The 22313-nt window shown below is 65.4% G+C and carries 19 protein-coding genes and 1 pseudogene; 6 read left to right on the plus strand and 14 right to left on the minus strand.

All coding sequences use genetic code 11. The features are described from left to right. Positions 1 to 30: 30 nt before the first annotated feature. Complete coding sequence (locus tag IPK20_24545) at positions 31 to 2466, minus strand: EAL domain-containing protein (GenBank protein ID MBK8019537.1); 2436 nt, start codon at positions 2464 to 2466, stop codon at positions 31 to 33. A gap of 192 nt (positions 2467 to 2658) precedes the next feature. Then, a complete protein-coding gene (locus tag IPK20_24550) occupies positions 2659 to 3141 on the minus strand; it encodes a RidA family protein (GenBank protein MBK8019538.1) in 483 nt (160 codons plus the stop codon). A gap of 158 nt (positions 3142 to 3299) precedes the next feature. Between IPK20_24550 and IPK20_24555 the strand changes: the two genes are divergently transcribed. After that, positions 3300 to 3530, plus strand: a complete 231-nt coding sequence (locus IPK20_24555) for a DUF3567 family protein (GenBank protein ID MBK8019539.1) — start codon at positions 3300 to 3302, stop codon at positions 3528 to 3530. Between the two features lie 97 nt (positions 3531 to 3627). Here the strand turns inward: IPK20_24555 and IPK20_24560 are convergent, their stop codons facing one another. Continuing rightward, positions 3628 to 5334 (minus strand): L-lactate permease, encoded by a 1707-nt coding sequence (locus IPK20_24560; GenBank protein ID MBK8019540.1) that lies wholly within the window; start codon positions 5332 to 5334, stop codon positions 3628 to 3630. Between the two features lie 315 nt (positions 5335 to 5649). On the opposite strand from IPK20_24560, the gene IPK20_24565 reads away from it, so the two are divergent. Continuing rightward, positions 5650 to 6891, plus strand: coding sequence for a branched-chain amino acid ABC transporter substrate-binding protein (locus IPK20_24565; protein MBK8019541.1), 1242 nt, complete (start codon positions 5650 to 5652; stop codon positions 6889 to 6891). Between the two features lie 66 nt (positions 6892 to 6957). Here the strand turns inward: IPK20_24565 and IPK20_24570 are convergent, their stop codons facing one another. The 6 genes from IPK20_24570 to dksA all read right to left on the minus strand — a co-directional run bounded on the left by IPK20_24570 (position 6958) and on the right by dksA (position 13347). Beyond that, positions 6958 to 8937 (minus strand): transglutaminase domain-containing protein, encoded by a 1980-nt coding sequence (locus IPK20_24570; GenBank protein ID MBK8019542.1) that lies wholly within the window; start codon positions 8935 to 8937, stop codon positions 6958 to 6960. 366 nt (positions 8938 to 9303) lie between these two features. Continuing rightward, complete coding sequence (locus IPK20_24575; GenBank protein MBK8019543.1) at positions 9304 to 10620, minus strand: DUF58 domain-containing protein; 1317 nt, start codon at positions 10618 to 10620, stop codon at positions 9304 to 9306. Continuing rightward, positions 10617 to 11543, minus strand: a complete 927-nt coding sequence (locus tag IPK20_24580) for a MoxR family ATPase (GenBank protein ID MBK8019544.1) — start codon at positions 11541 to 11543, stop codon at positions 10617 to 10619. Before IPK20_24580 ends, IPK20_24575 begins: the two co-directional genes overlap by 4 nt. Before the next feature lie 156 nt (positions 11544 to 11699). Further along, positions 11700 to 12110 (minus strand): biopolymer transporter ExbD, encoded by a 411-nt coding sequence (locus IPK20_24585; protein ID MBK8019545.1) that lies wholly within the window; start codon positions 12108 to 12110, stop codon positions 11700 to 11702. Between the two features lie 54 nt (positions 12111 to 12164). Next, entirely contained in the window at positions 12165 to 12911 is a 747-nt protein-coding gene (locus tag IPK20_24590) for a MotA/TolQ/ExbB proton channel family protein (GenBank protein ID MBK8019546.1), read from the minus strand. A gap of 7 nt (positions 12912 to 12918) precedes the next feature. Beyond that, positions 12919 to 13347, minus strand: coding sequence for an RNA polymerase-binding protein DksA (dksA, locus tag IPK20_24595; GenBank protein ID MBK8019547.1), 429 nt, complete (start codon positions 13345 to 13347; stop codon positions 12919 to 12921). Between the two features lie 332 nt (positions 13348 to 13679). Between dksA and IPK20_24600 the strand changes: the two genes are divergently transcribed. Next, entirely contained in the window at positions 13680 to 14105 is a 426-nt protein-coding gene (locus IPK20_24600) for a hypothetical protein (protein ID MBK8019548.1), read from the plus strand. Between the two features lie 110 nt (positions 14106 to 14215). Next, complete coding sequence (locus IPK20_24605) at positions 14216 to 14875, plus strand: hypothetical protein (protein ID MBK8019549.1); 660 nt, start codon at positions 14216 to 14218, stop codon at positions 14873 to 14875. 8 nt (positions 14876 to 14883) lie between these two features. Here the strand turns inward: IPK20_24605 and IPK20_24610 are convergent, their stop codons facing one another. Further along, complete coding sequence (locus IPK20_24610) at positions 14884 to 17496, minus strand: response regulator (GenBank protein ID MBK8019550.1); 2613 nt, start codon at positions 17494 to 17496, stop codon at positions 14884 to 14886. Beyond that, positions 17493 to 18325: pseudogene (locus IPK20_24615) on the minus strand (hydroxypyruvate isomerase family protein). Before IPK20_24615 ends, IPK20_24610 begins: the two are co-directional and overlap by 4 nt. 159 nt (positions 18326 to 18484) lie before the next feature. Between IPK20_24615 and IPK20_24620 the strand changes: the two are divergent. Beyond that, complete coding sequence (locus IPK20_24620) at positions 18485 to 19288, plus strand: hypothetical protein (GenBank protein MBK8019551.1); 804 nt, start codon at positions 18485 to 18487, stop codon at positions 19286 to 19288. After that, positions 19272 to 19517: a hypothetical protein gene (locus tag IPK20_24625; GenBank protein ID MBK8019552.1), complete on the plus strand. Its 246-nt coding sequence runs from the start codon at positions 19272 to 19274 to the stop codon at positions 19515 to 19517. The genes IPK20_24620 and IPK20_24625 overlap by 17 nt, the downstream gene beginning before the upstream one ends. A gap of 116 nt (positions 19518 to 19633) precedes the next feature. Here the strand turns inward: IPK20_24625 and IPK20_24630 are convergent, their stop codons facing one another. From IPK20_24630 to IPK20_24640, 3 genes are all read right to left on the minus strand, one after another. Continuing rightward, entirely contained in the window at positions 19634 to 20890 is a 1257-nt protein-coding gene (locus IPK20_24630; GenBank protein ID MBK8019553.1) for a hypothetical protein, read from the minus strand. 17 nt (positions 20891 to 20907) lie between these two features. Next, positions 20908 to 21579 (minus strand): CAAX prenyl protease-related protein, encoded by a 672-nt coding sequence (locus IPK20_24635; protein ID MBK8019554.1) that lies wholly within the window; start codon positions 21577 to 21579, stop codon positions 20908 to 20910. A 71-nt stretch (positions 21580 to 21650) separates the two neighbouring features. After that, the gene (locus IPK20_24640; protein ID MBK8019555.1) at positions 21651 to 22313 is read right to left on the minus strand and encodes a hypothetical protein; all 663 of its coding nucleotides are present in this window, start codon (positions 22311 to 22313) and stop codon (positions 21651 to 21653) included.

The raw sequence follows: 22313 nt of genomic DNA on the forward strand, positions 1-22313 counted from the left end.
GCACGTGCGCCGCAGCGCCTGCCCCGGGGTTCACAGCTGTCCGACGCGCGTCCTGATCCAAAGTTGCCGTTCCGCCTCTGCTGCCGGCATGGGCTTGCCATAGAAGAAACCCTGAACTTCTTCGCAGCCTTCGAGCTTGAGAAAACGGGCCTGGTCTTCCTGCTCCACGCCCTCGGCCACTGTCCTCAGCCGCAGACTGCGGGCCATCCCGATCACTGCGCGGACGATGGCGACGTCGTCGAGATCCATCGGCACGTCGCGGACGAACGACCGGTCGATCTTCAGCGCGTCGATGGGGAACCGCTTCAGGTAGCCCAGGCTCGAGAAGCCCGTGCCGAAGTCGTCCAGCGCGATGGTGATTCCGAGTCCCTTGAGCTGCTCGAGAACCATTCGGGCACGGACATCCTGGTCCATCAGGACGGATTCCGTGATCTCCAGTTCCAGAAGAGATGGGTCGAAACCGGTCTCGCCGATCGCTCGCACCACCATCGCCACCAGCCGTTCACTGTGGAATTGCCGCGGGGACAGATTCACGGACAGCCGGATCTTCGGCAGACCGCGGTCATGCCACGCCTTGATCTCCGCACAGGCGTTATGCAGCACCCACTCGCCGATGGGCACGATGAGTCCGCTATCCTCGGCCACGGGTATGAACTCCAGGGGCGGGACCAAGCCTCGCTGGGGATGATGCCAGCGGAGTAGCGCCTCCACACCGGTGACTGCCCCCGTTTCCAGGCTGACCTTCGGCTGATAGAAGACCTCGAACTCGCGCCGCTCCACGGCACGTCGCAGCCCAGTCTCCGCGGCGAGCCTCGCCTGGGAACGCAAGGTGAGATCGGCGGAATAGAACTGGAAATTGTTCCGCCCCTGCCCCTTCGCGTGATACATGGCCGCATCCGCGTTCTTGAGCAGCACATCGATCTCGACACCGTCGGTGGGAAACACGGCGATGCCGATGCTGGTCGCGAGAAAGATCTCCCGCCCATCCACGTCGAACGGCGCCTGGAACGAATCGAGAATCCTCTGCGCGACCGGCAGCGCATCCACTTCCGAGCAGAGATGATCCAGCACCAGGCCGAACTCGTCGCCACCGAAACGCGCGATCATCGCTCCCCGGGGAGCACACCCGGACAGCCGGTGCGCCACATCCTGGAGGAGCCGGTCCCCCACCTCATGTCCCATGGACTCGTTGATCACCTTGAAGTGATCGAGGTCCAGAAGCAGGGCGGCGACACTCGTGTCGGAGGCCCGGGCCTGGGCAAGTGCCGCCGTCAGCCTGTCGCTCAGCATGGACCGATTGGGCAACCCCGTGAGAGCGTCGTGGTAGGCGAGGAAGTTGAGGCGCTCCTGGGTCCGGCGGTTGTCGGTGACGTCGTGGGCCAGCGTGATGACGGACAGCACGTGCCCGGACTGGTCGACCAGAGGCGTGTAATACCACTCGCAGATGATTTCCCGCCCGTCGGAGGTGCGATTGGTCAGCGTGAGCCCCGCTCCGCGCCGTTCCTTCAACAACCGCAGCCAAAGACGCCCCACTTCGCCGCAGGTTCCTTCGGTCGCGATGAGTTGGGACGCCGTCTTTCCCAGGGCCTCCTCCCTCCGGTAACCGAAGATGCGCTCGGCAGCCGGATTCCACTCGGTTGCGCGGAATCGCACATCCCATTCGATGAAGGCAAGAGGGGACTGCTGCGCGTGCAGTTTGAGCTTCTCTTCGGAACGGCGGAGAACGTCCTGGGTGGCACGGCGCTCGACCACCTCTTCCTGCAGGGCCGAATACGCGCGTTCCAGATCACTGTGCGAGCGGGACAATGCCTCCACCAAACGCACGTTGCCGTATCGCAACTCCAGGGATTCCCGGTACATGCGCGTGCTGCGGCCGCCAATCATCAACATGACCAGGGCGAAGATCGCAGCCGCTGCGCCCATCGCAATGTGAAAGCCATCGGCCGACATCATCTGCAGCGCGATGAATGGGAGTGCTGCCGGAAGAACAAAGGCCGGGTAAGCCCAGGGCAAGGGGATGAGCGCGGGCAACGCTCCTGCAATCATGCCGGCGAGCACCATGGCGACGAACGCCTGATGCACGGGGTCCTCGGGAAGCAGCGACGAGCCCAGCACACCCCAGGAAAGACCCGCGACCGTCACCGAGGACAGGAACCACTTCTCCCAGCGCCGGATGTCCGCATCGCTGCTCGACCGGCGCTGGAATTCTCGCCACATGCCCGCCCGGGCGACGACGATCAGCCCGGCGCACAGGCCCCAGGTTCCAAGGGCCATCGAATCGACCAGCGGCCACAACACGGCACTCACCAGCACCGCCACGAGGATGCTGGCCATGAGCGCGGAAGGATTCTGCGCAAAGACCGCTCGCACTTGTTGGGCGCGCACGGCCGAAACAAGCGCAGGATCGACCGCGGGGACGAACTGGGCCCGGGGCTCGATGCAGTCGGAATTAGAAAGTCGAATCACCCGATTACCGCCACTTCCTCGACACGAACACAGGATATTAAGTGAGTTTGGGCCGATTGGGTGCACTCATGCACCGTTGCAATGCACCATTCGCCCTTCGAACGGTCGCCTGTCGACGCTCTCACCGGCTTCCGTCGCCGAACCAGCCGGCCTGCTCCGGAGGAATTCCCGACACGAACGGATGACGTCATGTCACTGAGGTGGCGAAGAGGGTGCGGGATCCCGCACCGAGACAACGAATTCCACCTCGACCGCCGCGTTCCGAGGAAGCACCGCCACGCCGACGGCGCTGCGGGCATGACGCCCCGCGTCACCGAAAATGTCGCCGAGGAGCTTCGACACCGCATCGATCACGCGAGGCTGCTCGTGGAAGTCCGGATCCGATGCGACGAAGCCGGTCACCTTTATGACACGCGACACGCGATCCAGGGAACCCAGCGCCGCCTTCAGGGCCGCCAGACCCTGCAGCGCGCAGCATCGCGCCGCCAGTTCCGCATTTTCGACCGACACGTCGCGCCCGACCTTGCCCACGGCCGCAAGTGCGCCGCCGCTCCACGGCAACTGGCCACTCACCCATGCGAGTCCGGAATCAATGACGACAGGGACATACGCGAAACGGGGAACCGCGGGTTCGGGAAGGACGATTCCCAGTTGTTCGAGCCTAATTTCGATCATTCTTTTCACCATCAACGATCCGGAGGTGTCGCCGTTAAGCGGATTGAAACCGGCGCGGACATGAAGTTCTGAGTGTCCTTGAAGTCCGGTTCGGTAGCTGCAAAGTAACGTGCATGCTTCTTGCGCGAGATAGCCGAGCCCACTAGGAGGTCGTTGCCATGAACGTGATCTACAACAGCCCCAACTATCATGTGGTCGAATATCCCGGGCACGGCTTCGAGGTCATCGCGAAGCATGCGGCCAAGGGAACGTACTTGTCAGGTCCCGCTGCGGTCAAGTTCAAGGAGTATCTCACTCAGGCCGCGGCCGAGGACGCCTCCATCGAAACCGTCGACGAGTACCTGGGTGGATACGATGATCTGATGCTCCAACCGGCCATTTACCACTGAATACGACTGAACGCAGGTTGCGGCGGACGTATCCGCCGCGCCAAGCAAAACGGCACGCCCTCGGGCGTGCCGTTTTGCTTTGGAGACCGCCGGAACGCTACTGGTGCGCCGCCGCTGCCGCCGCTCCTGGCTCGATGACCATGCTGGTAAATGGAGGCACGTAGGCCTGCAGCATCACGAACAGGCCGATCAGACACGCCAGTGCGATGGAGTGCCAGAACACGTACCGCAGGATCACGCCCTCCTTGCCGACGTAGTTCGTGGCGACGGAAGCCACGACGATCGATTGCGCGTCGATCATCTTGCCCATCACGCCTCCCGAACTGTTCGCGGCGGCCATGAGAGTGGGCGAAATGCCAAGCTTGTTCGCCGTGATCTGCTGCTGACTGCCGAAAAGCGCGTTCGAACCCGCGTCCGTCCCCGTCAGCGCCACCCCTATCCATCCGATCAGCGTGCCGAAGAACGGGTACAGCACGCCCGTGTTCGCGAACGCGAGACCGAGGATCGCGTCCATGCCGGAGTAGCGGGTCGTGTAGCTCAACGCGATCATGGCGACGATCGTCACGATGGAGTTGCGCATGATCCAGATCGTTTCCAGCCAGCTCGCGACGAGCTCCTTGATCTTGAAGCCCATCATCAGGCCGCTGATGATCGCGGCGATCAGAATGCCGGTCCCGGTGGCGGAGAGAAGACCGAACTTGAGAACCGCGCCTTCAGTATGTGGCTTGGCAACGGCCGGCTCGACCCGCTGCACCATCTTGTGCAGGCCGCTCATCTCGAACTCGAAGTACGTCACGCCCTTGGTATTGAGCCAGCCCTTGACGACGGGCAGCCCCCAGGCGAACAGGATCACCGTGAGAATGATCCACGGCATCCACGCCTTGCGCACCAGATCGGACGAATGCGCGTGCGCCGCCTTGGCGGCCTGGGCGAACGGCACCATCCCGGATGCGGAACCGTCCGCGGCGACCATCACCTCCTTGGGTCTCCAGACCTTGAGGAACAAGGCGACCACGACCATGGAAATCATGGCGGACACCATGTCGACCAGCCAGGGGCCGTGGAAATTGGAGATGAGGAACTGGGGGATGGCGAAACTGGCACCGGCGACCAGGATGGCCGGCCAGATCGCCATGGCGCGCTTGAATCCGCAGAACGTGATGACCAGCCAGAAGGGCACGATCACCGAGAAGAACGGCAGCTGGCGGCCCACCATCGCGGAGAGCTGAAGCAGATATTCGTCGGTGTTCTGGGTAACGCTGTTCAGCACGATGATGGGGGTGCCGAGCCCGCCGTATGCGACCGGCGCGGTATTGGCGATGAGCGATAGGCCCGATGCCGCGAGGGGAGAGAATCCCAGGCCGATCAGGATCGCTCCCGTGACCGCGACCGGGGTTCCGCCCCCCGCTGCGCCTTCGAAAAAGGCACCGAAACAGAAGGCGATCAGTATGAGCTGCAGGCGCCTGTCGCCGGTGATCGCGCCGATGGAGTCCTGCAGCACCTGGAAGAGCCCGGTCTTCTGCGTGAGGCGGTACAGAAAGATCAGATTGACGATGATCCAGCAGATGCCAACCAGCGAGAAGGCCCCGCCGAACAGCGCTGCCTTGGTCGCCATCTCGAACGGCATGCCGACGACCATTACCGCAATGACGAACGCGGAAACGAGGCCGAGGACAGCCGCCACGTGAGCCTTGATGTGAAAGAAACCCAGTCCGCCCAGCAGGACTAGGACCGGGATAGCCGCGACCAGCGTGGACAAGATCGTATTGCCCAGCGGGTCGTACACCTGGGACCAGAGTTCCATACTTCCTCCCTTGTTGCATTATTTTTTGGCCCTGGTCCCGCGCGCCCGTCGTGGTCCGGAAAACCGGTACGGGCAGGGCAATGCAGCGAGCGCCAGCGAGAGCCGGGCGAGAGCCGGGCGAGAGTATAGACGTGCGCAATCCGATCAGCCACGCGGGCGTCAGGACTTTTTGCCGCAGGCCGTCCGGGGATCGGGCTTCCGCGTGGCGGCGCCGGCCCCTCCTGTCCGGTGGTACGCTCGGGACGCCGCTGAAGGAACGTCCGCCCCACGGCACTTCCGCCTGCGGTCCATCCAGGAAAACGACGGGAGGAAGACATGCGCAACCGCTTGACTGCCGTATTGGCTGCAACCTGCATCGCCTGTGCCGCCGCTAATGCGGCGGACAACATCAAGGTCGCCTTCATCGACCCCTTGTCCGGTCCGTTCGCCAACCTGGGCGAAGCGGAGGCAAGGCACTTCCAGCTGGTGATGGAAGGTATCAACGCGCGCGGCGGCGTGCTCGGCGGACGCAATTTCGAACTCGTCACGTTCGACAGCAAGGCCAGTCCGCAGGAGGCCGTGCTGGCGCTCAAGCAGGTCATCGACCAGGGCATCCGCTACATCCTTCAGGGCAACAGCTCCAGCGTGGCGCACGCGCTCGTGGACACGCTCGACAAGCACAACAAGCGCAATCCCGATCAGGCCGTGATGTTCCTCAACTATGCGGCGGTGGACCCCGCCCTCACGAACGACAAGTGCACGTTCTTCCACTTCCGCTTCGATGCCGATGCCGACATGAAGACTTCGGCCATCACGGATGCCCTGGCGCAGGACAAGAATGTCAGCAAGGTCTATCTCCTCAATCAGGACTACGCCTTCGGCCAGGCGGTGAGCCGCACCGCGAAGGTGATGATCGCGAAGAAGCGGCCCGACATCCAGATCGTGGGCGACGACCTTCATCCGCTGGGCAAGGTCAAGGACTTCGCACCCTATGTGGCGAAGATCAAGGCATCGGGCGCGAATGCCGTATTGACGGGCAACTGGGGCAACGACCTGGCGCTGCTCATCAAGGCGAGCAAGGACGCCGGCCTGAAGGTCGAGTACTACACCTTCTACGCCTTTGCCACCGGCACGCCGTCGGCCATCGGGGAATCGGGAGCGGGCCACCTGAAGCTGGCGAGCCAGTGGCATTCGAACGTGGGAACACCCGGCGCGGACAAGTGGGTCACGAGCTATCGCGAGCGCTACAAGTCCCTGAAGGACGATTTCATCTTCACGACACCGGTGGCCGCCATCGAAATGCTGACCAAGGCCATGACCCAGGCGAACTCTGCGGAGCCGCTGGCAGTGGGCAAGGCGCTGGAAGGCATGAAGTGGCAGAGCGACACGGGCGAGGTGATCATGCGCGCCGACAACCACCAGCTCCTGCAGCCCATGTTCATCTCGACGTTCGTGAAGGCCGACGGCCGCAATCCGAAGTTCGACGTCGAACGCACCGGCTTCGGTTTCCGCACCGACCGCCGGATCGAGGCGAAGGACACGATGATGCCCACGACCTGCAAGATGGAACGGCCCTGACCGGTGCGTGTCCGTCCCGCCGCGATACCGCGGAGGGACGGACCCCATCGCCGCCGAAGGTGCTGTTCAACTTTGGCGCAGCATGCGAACCAGGTCGTCGGCGCGCACCTTCAGGGAATCCTGCACGCCGTCCTTCTGCCAGCCGGGATCGAAGCGGAATCGGTCGTAGTCCCGGGCAAGAGCGCGCAGCCGCTCACCCAGCGAATTGTCCGCGCATGGGATCTCCTCGAGCCATTGAAGGATGCTCTTGTCGGGTGTGCGGTGGTGGCCGTGCGACTCGAGGACCCGTGCCAGCGAGGCGATGCAAGGGTGCACCGCCGGCGCAGCGATTCCAGGGGTTGCCGCATCGGCCTTCGTCCGCCGGCTGCGACGGACCACGCCCCAGAGGACCCAGCCGGCCAGCGGAACCACCGCCGCCAGCCACCACAGGCTCGGGCTCGTGTCATCACCATCCGACAGCCGCCACAGCGTGAACCGGAATCCTGCCCAGGACAGCAGATCGCTCAGCATGGGGTCACCGGCTGCCCGATCCTCGGCCGCGATCCATCCGGACGGGGTCGCGTCCACCTCGATCCACCTGCCGTCGATCCAGGCCAGCGTCCAGGCATGCGCGTGGCGGGCGCGCACCACGTACGCCTTCTCGCGGCTGCTGTATTCGCTCACCACGTAGCCGGTGGCGTAACGCGCAGGAATGCCCAGCCTGCGCAGGACCAGGGCCGCTGCCGTGGCGAAGTACTCGCAGTGGCCCGCGCGGTCCGCTTCCAGAAAGCGGTTGAGCGATCGCGCTTCTCCGGCCTCGCCGGTCAGCCGGGTGGTATAGCGGTAGCGCGTGCTGAAGTGGCGCCGAACCGCCTCCGCGGCAGCCATGCCTCCGAGCCCCACTGCCCGCGCCTGGGTGCCCGCCGCCAGCAGCGCCTCGTCCAGTCTCGCGGGATACGCCAGGTCATGCGGGCCCGGGGGCGAGTCCCCCACCTGGCGGTCGACGGAACGCGCCTCGAACGCGACCAGATCGGGACCCGACGAGACCCGCACGGCGCCCAGCCGGCTGATTTCCACGCGGCCCACATTGAGTCCCTCCAGCCGGACGGTGTCCGGGGGGAGCGGCAGCAGCCCGCGGCCGCGGTCCAGCCACTGCGCGATGCGAGTGGATGCGAATCGCGCGGCCGGTTCGTCCGTCAGCAGCCATCCCCGTTCACCGATGCCCGGCGCCTGGCGGAACACAGGGTCGCGTACGAACCAGGTGTCGTATCCGAAGGCATCGTAGACGGCGTCGCGCAGGCGGAAAGGAGGCTGCGCCTCGGACTGGACACGCATGACGATCCGTCCGGACAGTTTCAGTTCCCCGATCTCGCCGATGGACGTCTGGGTCCGTGTCCCGTCCGCTCGTCCGGACCAGCGCTCGCGCAATGCCTCCAGGATCTGCGATTCCAGTTTCTCCTGCGCAGCGACGAGCGCCTCCTGCAACAGGTATCCAGTCGCGATCACAGCAACCCACGCAGCGAGCCAGCGATAGGAGCTCTGTCCCATCCGCCGCGCCGGCCACGCGGCATAGCCCACGGTGATGGCCAGCAGCGGCAGGAACCACCCGTGCCTGGGATTGGCGCACGCGGCCGCCACGAGACAGTGACAGAAGTACGCGACGTCCAGGGACACCCGGCCATTGACGGCCGGATCATCGCGGCGCCTGCGAAGCGACCAGAACAGCGACGACAGCGGAAAGGTGCCCGCCTCGCTCATCCGCTGCATGACCACCAGCGCAGCCAGCACGGCCGGCATCCACGACAGCGCGCCGATGATGCCCTGTCCCGCGTCCTTGGCGGCGAGCCACTGCCACCCCACGAACAGGACGAAGCCGATGCTCGTGAGATCGGTCACCCGCTCGAACTCGCGATCGTCGAACGACCACCGGCTGGACAGCCGGGATGCGCCTTCCACCAGCAGGACGAGGATCGCACCCGCCAGGTACCGTTCCGATGCAACCGCCCAGAAGGCCAGCCCTGCGGAAAGGAGAAACGGCGGCGGGTGATAGGAGGAACGTACCTTCATCGGAACGATTCCGGCAGACCGGATGGGGAGGACTGGATCGTCGTTCGCGGTTGCCTTCCGATTGCCGGCCGCGCGATGGCGAAACGGAGGGAGTCGCCGGGACAGGACATCGCGTTCCACCGCCCGGCGTGACCGTTGGCGGCCACCCGATCGAGCCGGAAAGCGAGTGCCTGGCGGGACGGCTGGCACCGCCCGTCGGCACGGCGGCGGATCTGGCCGGCAGTGGATCGGGCGTACGTGCCACCCCTCCCGCAAGACGATGCGCCGCTTCCGCCCGCGGCGTCCCGATGCGCGGAGCCGCGCGGCCGCCTGGACCCTCGCGCGTTCCTTGCTGGGTGAGCCTGCGATAACGCCGCCGACATGGGGTCAGACTTTCCTCAGATCCTGGGCCAGATGACTCGGACGCAAGTGGTGAAAGGGCACGTCAGCCACCCTGCGGGGAGGTGCGAGATCGCTCACCAGGAACACCCTTTGTTCCATTCCGCGGCGCCCCAGCGCACGCACGAGTTCCAGGCGCGCATCGTCGAGAGCCAGCAGGACGTGCACGCACGCTCCCAGGCCGGGCGCATGCGCGATCACGGCCTTGGCCAGCACGTCGAACGAAGCGATCCTGGCAGGGACCACCTCGGCAAGTTCCTCCAGCAGAACCAGTGCGCCACCGTGCCCTCGTCCGCCGGTGGCCGTCACGGCGCGATTCTCCACGAACATGAGGTCCAGCAGCGCATCCTCGAGCGCAACGCTCGTCACGAGCGATGCAGCCGTGCTCACGGCGGCCTCGAAGGCTGCCTCTGCCACTCCCTCGGCGAAGGTGTCCAGAATCAACCCGTAGCGCGTCACGTACTCATCGCCCATCTCCTTCACCACCAGGCGTCCGGCGTGCGCGGAACGGCCCCAATGTATCCGGCGCAAGGGATCGCCCGGACGATAGTCGCGGATCTGCAGGAACTCCTGGCTGTCCCCTGTCCTGGGCAGCATCGCGAAACCTCCCTGCTGCCGCCTGCGTGCGCCTGCGAACGCGGGAGTCGCGACAGGATGCTGCTGTGGCAGGACGATGAGAGTCTGTGGCAACGGTTCCTGCCACCCGGCGTTCACGAGGCCCAGCACGTCCGGCTTCAGGAGACGGATCCGATCGAATCGCAGCACGCCCCGCCTCAGGGGAACGAATTCCTGCACCAGTCGCACGGGCCGCGTTGACAGGACCTGGATGACGAGAGGAGGCAGGCTCGCACCTCGCAACGCGGTCAGCGCACCGAGCCAGCGTTGGTAGCCCACGTGGCGGTCGAAGTAGTTTCGTGCGGCGTCCGCGCCGTCCTGGCGATGGTATTTCCGGCGAGCCGGAAAACGGACCTGCAGTTCGTCACGCACCAGGACCCCCGGGAGACGATCCACGTCGGGCCCGTCGATGAGGATCTCGTAGCGGACGGGGCTTCCCAACGAGGCGACCGCCGGCAGACGCCGGACCATGTCGAGGCGCGGCCGCCAGCGCAAGGAGGATATCCAGGCGACGAGGAGCAGACCGGCGCCAAGCGCGAACACCTGGAATGCCATGGTGCGGGACGTGTCGATGCCGAACACACCTGCGGTGACGGTGACGGACAGCACGGTCTTTCCCGCCAGCGTGAATCGGCGGTCCGACCAGTCGGAGACCCGATAGGCCCGGGCGAAGACCGCCTCGAGTCTCACACCGGGACCGGCACCGCCCGCACGATGTCCTCGACGAGCGTTCGCGTCGAGATGCCCCCGTAGACGCGTTCCCTCTCCAGCACGATGCGGTGCGCCAGGGCATCGACGGCGATCTCCTGCACGTGACGCGGGGAGACGAAATCCTGGCCATCGAACGCAGCAAGCGCCTGTGCAAGGCGGAGCATCGACAACGATGCCCGCGGGCTCGCGCCCAGTGCCACTCCGGTGGTAGCTCGCGTTTCCCGCACGAGATCGACGACGTAGCGCTTCACGTCCCCCGAAACGCGGATGGCGGGGAGCGCCTCCATGGCGGAAGACAGTTCGGCTGCGTTCACCGCCGGCACAAGCGCATCGAGAGGATCGGATGTGCCGCGCGCCGTGAGGAGCGCGACCTCCTCCTCCGCGTCCAGATACCCCAGAGACAGCCGGACGGCAAACCGGTCCATCTGCGCTTCGGGCAGGGGATAGGTCCCGTGAAACTCCACGGGGTTCTGCGTCGCCATGGTGAAGAACGGGGCCGGCAATCCGCGCCTCTCTCCATCCACCGTCACCTGGCTCTCGCCCATCGCCTCCAGCAGCGCGGACTGGGTCCGCGGACTGGCGCGGTTGATCTCGTCGGCCAGGAGGATGTGAGTGAATACCGGCCCGGGGTGAAAGCGGAAGCGGTCTTCCCGCGGATCGAAGACCGACACGCCCAGGATGTCGCTCGGGAGCAGATCCGGAGTGAACTGGATGCGGCGGAAGTCCAGGCCGAGCGATCTTGCCAGCGCCTTGGCGAGCGTCGTCTTGCCGGTTCCTGGAACGTCCTCCAGCAGCACGTGCCCTCCTGACAGGAAGGCGGCCACCACTTTCCGGATGACGTCGCCCTGCCCGACCATCACCTGCGACACGCTTTCGGCGATTTTCCGGCAGGTCTGTGTCATCGGGACGGCCGACCAGGCGGGAGAAGGGTGCGGCTTGGACAACTCGCTCATGGGACGGGCGGTAATCCGGGGGCGATGCAAGGGGCGGTCTTCGGCCTTCGAGAAACAATGCACCGTGCGCGCCGGCAGTATCCGCGCGCCTCTGGCATTCCAGGCCTACTGTCCGGCAGCGGGTGCTTCGGGGGAAGCGGCCGGGGCATTGGGGTCGGTCACGAAGCCGAGCCGGGTGAGCCCGGCGTTGCGCGCGAGCGCCATGATCTCCGCAAGCCGCTGATAGCGGGTGTTGTGATCGGCGCGCAACTGGAGTTCGGGTTGCGGATCCTGTGAGGCGGCCTTGGCCATGGCCGCTGGCACGTCGGCCTCCGCCATTGGCTTTTCATTCCAGAAGAGCCTTCCCTCGGAATCGACGGACAGCGTCACCGTGTCCGGCTGTTCGGGATTGGCCGTGCTGGCGGCCTTGGGGAGGTCGATGCGTATGCCGTGCGTAAGCAGCGGTGCGGTGACGATGAAGATGATGAGAAGAACCAGCATCATGTCGACCAGGGGCGTGGTGTTGATCTCCGCCATGGGTTGCGGCTGTGGTCCGCCCGGCTGTTCGTTGAAGCTGCCGAAAGCCACGGTTCAGACCGTCTGCGGCCGGCCGGGGAGATTGCCCGGGGTGGTCGCCGGCGAACCTTGGCCCCCCCCGTCGAGCCGCGCTCCGGTCGCCAGATACGCGTGCAGGTCGTGGGCAAACGCATCAAGGTCCGCCAGGATCACCCGGTTGGTTCGCACGAGAGCGTTGTAGCCAAGGACAGCCGGTATCGCCACGGCAAGACCCAGCGCCGTCATGATGAGGGCTTCGCCCACCGGCCCCGCAACCTTGTCGATGGTGGCCTGTCCCGAAGCGCTGATGCCGATGAGGGCATGGTAGATACCCCACACCGTTCCGAACAGTCCCACGAACGGCGCCGTGCTGCCCACGGAGGCCAGGAGCGAAAGCCCCGTCTCGAGCCTGGCATGCGCCGCGTTGACGCCTTGGCGCAATCCGCGGGTGACGAATTCCGACAGCGGCAGAGCATCACCCAGCCGGCCCGCCTGGTGGCGCTGATGATGCAAGGCCGCACCAACGCCGGCGCGGGCGAGAGACACGAAGGGATTGCCGCTCTGGTGCCGCAACTCCTCGACGGCTGCACTGAGGCTGGGGGCGCTCCAGAACCCGTCGACGATGCGCCGCGTGCTGTTCCGCACTGCGACAGCACGGAAGACCTTGGAAATGATGACGGCCCAGCTGGCTACCGACATGGCGAGGAGCAGGATCGCCACGGATAGACCGACGGCGTCGGTCTGCTGCAGGAATGCGATCAGTCCATGGGACGAATTGCCCATGCGCCGCTCAGTCCCCGTACATGCGCTGCATGCGCTCGCGACGTTCCTGCGCCTCGATGCTGAGGGTAGCCGTGGGCCGGGCCAGGAGGCGCCTCACCCCGATCGGCTCGCCGGTTTCGGCGCAGTAGCCATAGCTGTTGTCGTCGATGCGGCCGAGCGCCTCGTCGATCTTCTTGAGCAGCTTCCGTTCGCGGTCCCGGGTCCTGAGCTCGAGAGCCTGCTCCTCTTCCTGGGTCGCACGGTCGGACACGTCGCTCGTCGCTTCGGTTTCGCGCAGGTGCTCGCTCGTGTCCCGCACGTTCTCGAGCAGTTCGGCCTTCAGTTCGAGCAGACGCTGTCTGAAGAAGGCGAGCTGCTCTTCGTTCATGTAGTCCTTTGCCGGCGCCGCGAGCAACTGGGCCTCGGTCAATGGTTTCTTGCTCGATTTCCGTTCCATGATCTCGCTGGGTGAACGTCCGAATTTGCGGCGCGCAAGAGTGCACGGTCTGGCGGCGGAGCGCAAGTGGATGCGCAAAATGCGGGCCGTCCTCGCGATTTCCCCGGGGAAGGACCGACCGGCGTGCGCGCTCGCGCCCGGGGGTCCGCCCGGTGCCGACCCCGCGAGTGGCCCGGGAAACAGGCGGTCGCAGGCAGCGTTGGCTGGCTCGACGAAACCTCCAACCCTGCCTTCGCCTCACGCCCTTTTCTCCCTTCCACCCGATCCTCGCACATCGACCGGGCACTTCCCTGGGGTAGACTGCCGGGCCGCCGGATTGCTGGGAGTTCGTGATGGGCAAGCACTGTCTCGTTTGTCATGGCGGCTGGCGCCGCCTTTCACGCAGGGCTCGGAGCGCAGCCTCGACCCTCGCACCCCTGTGGATGGCCGCGGCCTTGTGCCTGCCTGTGCCGGTTCACGCGGAGTTCGTCACGAACGGTCAGTTGAAGGACTGGCTCGCCGAGGCCGCCAAGCGAGGTGGTTCGTTCAAGGACACCACGCTGGCGCTGGGCTTCGTCTCGGCAGTGCACGATCTTCATGCCGGAGAAGAGATCTGCGCACCCGACCGGATGCGCGCCCGTGAATTGTTGCAGGCGGTCCGCGAATGGATGCGCGATCATCCGGATCTGTGGGGCGCGTCGGGAGCAAAGACGGTCCGCCGCGCGCTTTCGGACAAGTACCCCTGCAATATGTCTCCGGACGACAACACATCGCAGTGAATGCCAGACCGCGCGACCCCGGCCCGCAGAGCTCTTGCCGAACCCTTGCCGAACAACGGGCCCGATTGTCGGCACGCGCAGTATGACCCGCCCCCTCGAACAACGACACCATGCACAAACGGTCTTGCCCGCGCCGCTTCGCGTGCGCCTCGCTGATCGCCGCGGCCCTTGCCCTCGACGGCTGCACCTTCGCCCCGCAGCGATACACCCAGCCCGAAATTCGTGCCAACGCCCTCGCGCCGGGGGAGCTTTCCCGCGGCGGCCTCGCGATTCTCACGCCCTCGACCGTGACAGGTCAGGAAGAAGACCGGCAGACGCTGGCGCTGCTCTTCACGGAATCGCTGTCGCGCACGCGACCCGAACTGCGGATCGTGCCGCTGCCCGAGGTCCTGAGCGCGGTCAATCGGAACAGTCTCGTCGACGCCTATCAGCATCTCTATGCCGACTACAGGCTGACCGGGGTGTTCCAGCGGGACGTCCTGGCCCGGCTCGGTCAGGCGACCGATACCCGCTATCTGGGGCAGCTCAAACTGGCGCGGCTCGAGCAAGGCGCCAAAGGCCGCTTCGGTCTGCTGGGGCTCTCCGTGCTGCAGACACAGTATGCGCACATGCGCCTGTTCTTCCAGATATGGGACGCCCAGACCGGCGCCGTGATATGGGAGGGTATCGACGAATTGACCATATCCGTCGAGACCAGCCGGGAACGGGCCGTGACGCTGCGCACCATCGCCGAGCAGGCCGCAGCCGACCTTGCCGCGCGATTGCCTTGACAGCGGCGTCAGGAAGCGGCCGTGACCGCCGGGGTCGACACTTCGCGAGATGAATCGCTCGCCGAATCGAGAAGGTCCCGCAGGGCCGCTTCCAGCGTCCGGGGCGAGAAGGGCTTGGAGAGGTAGGCGTCCATCCCCGCTTCCTTCCAGCCCGGTTCGTCTTCCATGAAGGCGTTGGCCGTCACGGCCATGATCGGCAACCGTGGCCCGGCCGATCCCGCCTCGCGGGCGCGAATGGCCCTCGTCAGCTCCAGACCGTCCATCTCCGGCATCTGGATGTCGAACAGGCCGGCATCGAACCTGCCCGGCTCGTAGGCTTCCAGGGCCTCGCGACCGTCGCACGTGGACATCACATCGTGGCCCATCCGCTCGAGAATGGCCACGATGAGCCTGCGGTTCACCGGGTTGTCCTCCGCGGTCAGCAGCCGCAGTCGCGCGAGGGGTCGGCTGCCGCGCGATTCGTCCGCCCCCGCCGCGGAGGTTTCCGGTCCTTCGTCGGAGCGGACGAGGTCGACGTGGAAGCGGAACGTGCTGCCTTCCTTTTCGCGTGACTCCACCGCCACCTTTCCGCCCATCATCCGAACGACGCGATCGGCGATGGTGAGCCCCAGCCCGAGCCCGCCGAACTGTCGCGATCCGGTCATGTCCGCCTGTTGGAAAGCCTCGAAGATGGCGGATACCTGGTCTGCGGGGATCCCCACGCCCGTGTCCCTGATGGTGAACTCCAGACGCACTCCGGGGGCCTCCAGCGAACTCGCATCGACCTCGAGCGATACCTGCCCGCGCAAGGTGAACTTCACGGCGTTGCCCACGAGACTGGTCAGGGCCTGCCGCAGCCGGTACTCGTCGCCGACGACCCGGCGCGGCACGTCCGCGGCGATCCGCAAGGAGAAACCGATCCCTTTTTCTTCTGCCGCCGCCCGGAAGACGCCGGCGAGGTCCTCCAGACAACGGATGAGGTCGAACGGACGCGGGTTCAGCGCGCGGCTCTCCTGAAGCGTCGAGAACTCCAGGATGCCGTTGATGACTTCCACCAGTTGACCTCCGGAACGCTGCAGCGCCTGCAGGTAATCCTTCTGCTGTTCGGTGAGCGGTGTCTCGGTAAGGAGATTCGCCATGCCCAGCACACCGTTCAGCGGCGTGCGCAGCTCATGGCTGACGTTGGCCAGGAACTCGCTCTTGGCCTTGTTGGCCCGATCCAGTTCGGCGATCGTCTGACCCATGGCCGTGCCCATGCGCACCACCAGACGGCCCGATTCGTCCAGTTCCGTGATTTCGTAGTTCCGCTCCGGATGGCGGTACGTGCCTTCGCCGATGCGATGAATGACCTCGTTCAGTTCCAGCAGGGGCGTGGTGAGCTTGCGGCTCTGCGTGCGTGCGCGCCGGTAGAGCCATGCGAAGAACACGGCGTAGAAGACGACCAGTCCGGCGACCATCGTCCAGGCGATGCGGCCGGCCTGGCGATGCAGTTCGTCGACGACGGCGAACACGTTGTCGCGCGGGACCATCACCAGGAGCTTCCAGCCCGTCTGGGGGACAGTCCCCCACGCGACAAGCTTCGGCGCGCCGAAGTCGATCACGTCCGCGCCGGAGGCCGAACGGTTCACCAGCGCGCCGAGCGGACGGAGGTTCGCCCGCTTGGACAGGCTGAAGTCGTCGGGCTTCAGCGTGTCCTTGAGTATCGCCGTCTGGTAATCGTGGGTGGTGAGTTCCGCGAGACCCCATTCCCCCTCGGCGGCCTTGGGAAGGGCGATGACGGTGCCCTTGTCGGACACGAGCACGCCGTAGCCGCCCCAGGGAATGGACAGGTCCAGCACATGTTTCACGATCGTCGCGATCGTGATGTCGATACCGACGACCCCTTCCAGGAACTCGCCGCGATACACCGGCGCGATGGCCGACACGATCCAGCCGGCACCGGCGGGATCGAGATACGCGTCCGTCCACACCACCTTGCGCGAGGGATTGTGAGCGGCGTCGGCCTCGTAGTAGAAGTTGTAGGACGGAATGTCCATGCGCGGCGCGTATTGCGTCAGCACGTCGAAATACGGATAGATCCAGTTCAGGGAATCGTGCGTGTTGATGTAGGCCTGCACGACCACCGGATTCGCTTCCTTGATCGCGCGCAGGACGCGATCGATCTGCGCCAGCCTGTGCGCCTTCGCCTTCTGCGGGTCCCCGACGGGAACGACTCCGCTGTAGAACATGGCGCCGTGTCCGGTGTCGCGCACCGTGTAGTACGCCCCTTCACGGGACATCGCGTACGTAGCCAGCACCGCGGACGGCGGAACGTGCGGCGTGGACAGCGCGGTCGCGGTTTCCGTGCGCAGCACCTCGGCGAGACCCGCCACCGCGGCGAACCGCTCATTGATGTTCTGCGCCTCGCGGGTGGCAATGCCCTCCACTTCCTCCACCGACAATGCGCCAAGGGAACGGACGTTCTCCCGGTGCGTCACGACGCTGGTGATCACGTAGACGGCGATGATCACCAGTTCCACGAGCAGCAGCGGCACCAGGGTGGTCCTGACGTAGGAGCGCCAGATCCAGCGCTGCGCAGGCGTGGTCGGCCCCGGCTGTTCCTGCAGATTGAAGCCCGGCAGTCCCGGCGCGTTCTCTCTCACGTGGCCGATTCTCCCAGGCCGTAGCGGCGGCCCCAGCCAAGTCCCTGGAGCGTGTCGCCCCGGGGCCGGTATTCGCAACCCACCCAGCCGCCGTAACCGATGCGGTCCAGGAGATCGAAGAGAAAGGGGTAGTGGATCTCGCCCACGTCCGGCTCGTGCCTGCCGGGCACTCCCGCAATCTGCAGATGACGCAGCCGCCCAAGGTGCTTTTCCAGGGTCTCTGCGAGGTTGCCTTCGAGAATCTGCATGTGGTAGCAGTCCAGGTGAAGCCACGCGTTCGGGTGGTCGATTCTGTCGAGCAGGGCAGCCGCCTGGGAAGACGTGTTGAGAAAGTATCCGTGCATCCCCTTGGTCGTGTAGCTAGGGCCTCCCTGCACGATGCCGAAGCGGGCATTGATCGGCTCGATGACGACCGCCACGCCGTGGGGCGCGAAGAACTCCGCTGCAAAGCGCAGATTGCTCACGTAGACGTCCTCGGACCGCCTGAAGTCCTGCCCGGGACCGACGACTCCGGCCATCACGTGCACGGTGTCGCACGGAAGGGCTCGGGCATAGACCAGTGCCCTTTCGAGGCTTGACCGGAACTCGGATTCCCTGCCCGGTACGCAGGCGAGTCCGCGGTCGCCGCGGTTCCAGTCGCCCATGGGCGCGTCGAACAGCGCCATGGTGAGCCCTTCCCGAGCCAGGTGTTCGTGCAGGACCTAGGGCGGATGGTCGTAGGGCACCTGGAACTCCACCCCCGGAAACCGGCGTGCGCGGCCCGTGCAAAACGGTCCAGGAAAGGGACATCGGTGAACAGGTAGTGGAGATTGGCGGCGAATTTGGGCATGGAAGCAGGCCTCGGACGGTTCGGGACCCTCGAAGATTAACGGCTGCGGCAACGGCTGCTGAAGATCTTCCCGTGGGCCGTACGGATCATGCTCCCCGCTCAAGCCGGAAACCGTGCTGAAACACCAGATGCGGACACTCGGGTGCTGGAGTTCCAGTCATGGCCTCGTCACTTTCCGTCACATCCCTTTCTTCCCCTGAAGCGGCTTCGTCCGCCTGGAACACGCCGGTTCTTCCGCAGACGCAGGAGAGTCCCGGCGGCGCGCAGCCGGAAGAAGGCCGAACCGGCTCGGCGAACCGGCGCAACACCGCGGGTTCCCGTTCCTGGGTCGCCAGGGACGGGACCGACCGTCCCCTGGGATCGCTCGGCCTTGAACGGGCGACGCTCAATCGTCTGGCGCGGCTCGGCGCTCTGGGCGTCCGGGATCTGGCCGATCTCGACGCGGAGACGCTCTGGCGCTGCGTGGGAAGGCACGGGCTCATGGATCTGATCAAGGCGTTGACCGAGCGAGGCATGCCCTTGCCGCCACTCAACGACTACGAACGCTGGCGCCTGGGGCTGGTATCCCGTCAGGCCATCGAAGTGCGGATCGATGCGCAGACTCCCATTGCCGATCTGTGGCCACGCGTCGGGTCAAAGACTTCCGATGCGCTGTTGAAGCGTGGCTTCCAATTGTTGCGCGACGCCGTGCCTGCCTCGCGGGATGACGTGCGCCTCTTGTATCGCCTGGGCAGACACCGGCTCGAGAGCCTGCGGCAGGTGTTCACGGAGGCAGTCGGGTCCAGTGGTCCGGAGGACCGGAACATTCTCGAGACCGGATTGCAGCTGATCGATCGATACGGTCGGTCGCGCTCGCGCGACGCCTCTTCATCGGCCGCTTCGGGCGACCACGGGAAGGCCGCAGTTGCCGGCCTTGAGAATGCAGCACCAGCCAGGGAAATCAACGATGGCGCAAATCGATAACACCGAAGTGGAGAACTGGGCGGACTACATCGACCGTCTGACGGAATTCGTTCCACCTACGGTCAGGCTGCGCCAGCGCCTCGCGAGTCTGCACGGCGAGCCGTCCGCGTCGGGCTGGAGTGCCGAACGCAACCACATGGCGGACGACGGGGGCACCCGCTTCAAGGACGATGGCAGAGAAGCCACGATAAGCGGGCTGCCTCGCGACGGCAGCCCCCCCGGCACGTGATCGAACGCCTATCCGCAGTGCCGTGAGCACCCGAGACAGACAATTGGCGACGCAGATGCGCGAACACACGGCAGCGGCGTGTCGCCGGAGCGGGCGACGAGAGTCGGGGTACCGCTTCAGAACGTCAGTTGACCGCTCACGCTCACCGTCTTGGCCGTGAAGTCGTTGAAGGGTCCGAAGCCGTTGGCGACCCAGGCGTCGTTCGCCGTCCGGCGATCGTAGGAGAAGGTTCCATTGACCCTCACATTGCGCAAGGGCGACCAGAGGAGGGACGCACTCAGGGAATTGAAATTGTCCTTGCGGGTCGGCGTGCCCACGGTCACGAAGTCCGGATCGCCCAGGAACGAGCGCTTGCGCAGCGAGTAGTTGAGCTGCAGGACCAGCTTGTCGCTCAGGCTCTGGGCTGCGCTGAGAGAGAAGCCCTGGGTGAGCACGAAGTTCGTCGTGAGATCTTCCCAGGCGCCGATCTCCCGGAACACGGAGCCGTTGAGCGACGTCTTGCTGGACAGGGTGTACCCCGCCGACAGACGGCCGGTGATGCCGTCGAAATTCCGCTGCCCCAGTTGCTTGTACCGGCGGCTGGTGAAGCCGAGGTTCCCCGAAAGCCGCGTGAGGCCGCTGAACTGGTAGTCGATCGTTCCCTCGGCCGTGTACTGCTGGTAGGCATTGTCGATGGTGGATGTCGCCGTCACCACGCGATTGGGCAGCTTCCCGTTCAGGTATCGGAAGTTGATCCCGATGAAATCGTCGGTGCCCTTGCTGTACCGCCGGGAACCGGCCTCCATCACCCATTCCTGCCGGTCCTGGCTGTTGAAGCGCGACAGGCTGTTGCCGATGTCGCTGTAGCGCAGCGCGCCGCGCAGCTTCCAGTCCGGGGACATGCGCAGCAAGGCGCTGCCGAAGAACTGCGTCTGGTCGCGAAGATTGCGCGCCGTCCGGTCGCCGGTGCGGAAGTCGTACAGGTTGGAGGCAACCTGCGTCTTCTCGATGCCCGCGTCGCCGTCCCATCGGTCGGCGTACACCCAGTTCCACGTGCCGCGGGCGTTGTACGCGAGATAGTCGAGCGAGTCGTAGGTATTGTGACGCGTGTCGGTCAGTTGTGATCGCAGGGAGAACGTCTGGCGGCTCACATAGTGATCGATGTCCAGGCCCGCCTGCAGACCGAGCGTCTGATCGCCGCGCTTGCCGTTCTTGAGCAGTGTCCCGCCGCTCGAACGGTCGTCGAGGTAGAAGACGTTGTCGGAGTAGGTGTACACCGCGCCGACATTCGGGCGGATGCGGTCGCCCTCGAGGGCACTGGCCGGCACGCCTGCCAGCGATGCCGACAGGACGGCAAATGCAACGGCTGAACGCCGCCATGTGAGGGAATTCATCGGTCTGCTTCGCATGTTCACCAGTAGTGCCAAGCCCCAGTATAGAGCACCCATATTCCCAGGAGGGCATTGGTCAGGCCGTGCGAAACGACCGGTGCCCAGAGGTTGCCGGTGAGGCGGTAGAGCCAGCCGTATGCCAGACCGGCCAGCACACCGGCAAACCACTCGTTGTGCTCGAAACCGAACACGATCGACGACACGAGCAATGCCTTCAACGTGACCGCGCCCGGGAGTATTTCCTGGAAACGCGGGTTGTCGATCCAGCGCATCACGAACGAGCGCCAGAAGAGTTCCTCCATCACGGGCACCACCAGCGCGGCACCGGCGATACGAAAGAGCGCCAGCGCCACGTTCACCCGCTCGCCGTCGCGAGGGTCGAAGCCCTTTCCCGCCTCGCCCAGCGTCATCCATCCGGCGGAGAGATTGATCCACAGAATGAACACTGCGAGACCGGTGACGGCGGCCAGCGCCCACACGCCGCCCGGCATGCTGGCCTTGCCGCGCAGTTCATCGTATTGGCGCCAGTAGAAGGCCAGCACGGCTGCCACCACCCCCACTCTCAGCGGATAGAGCCAACGCGCGTCGAACGGCAGGTCATCCGGCAGGACGCCATTCAACGCAAGAAAGGCGATGTAGAGAGCGAACGGCAGCGCCCGGGCGAACGCCGGACTGCGCAAGGCAGAGGTCATTGTCATTGTTTGTCGGGAATCGAGGCGCCCGGATTATCCCAGAACGCCCTCCAGGTTCACGCCTGCAGCACTTACCGTGCCGGAGCCACTTCCGCGTCCTGCGCGCGGTCGCGAACGGATTCGAGCAGATTGTCGATTTCGGCGCGCCGCAGGCCGGTGAAAGGTTCCTTGCGCTTGAGGACGTCCCAGAATCCGACGTCGCGATACTTCGTCATCAGTTCTTCCACCACTGCACGCAACTCGCGGTTCTTGAGCTGGCAGTTGTCCAGCACCTGCTGCAGTTCGCCTCGCGCAGCGGTCATTTCGCCGAGCGCCTTGTCCACGCCGGCCTTGGACGCCACCAGGACTGCCAACTCTGCCGACAGCCGGCTCGCCCCGGCTTCGGTCCGGGACAACCGTTCGGCAAGATCCGTCTTTTCCTTCAGCAGCTGGTCGCGCTCACGGGTCAGGGTCTCGACGGCGGCACGCAGGGCATCGCCTTTCTGCCGTGCCCGGGCAATCTCGCCGGCCGATTCCGATTCCTTGGACTTGAGTACCTTGACCTGTGCTTCCAGCTTGCCGCGCTCCGCTTCCACGGCGGCTCTGGCCTCCTCCGCCTGCTTCTGCGCCGCCTGCGCCCGGCGAAGGAGCTCGCGCTCGCGGGCTGCCTGCTTCGAGGCGGCATCCTGGGCAAACGCGGCGGAGCCGGACAACACCAGCAGCACGGCAACGACGAGGGCGAGAGGCCGGCGCAT

The organism is Betaproteobacteria bacterium (genome assembly GCA_016713305.1).
GTDB lineage: Bacteria > Pseudomonadota > Gammaproteobacteria > Burkholderiales.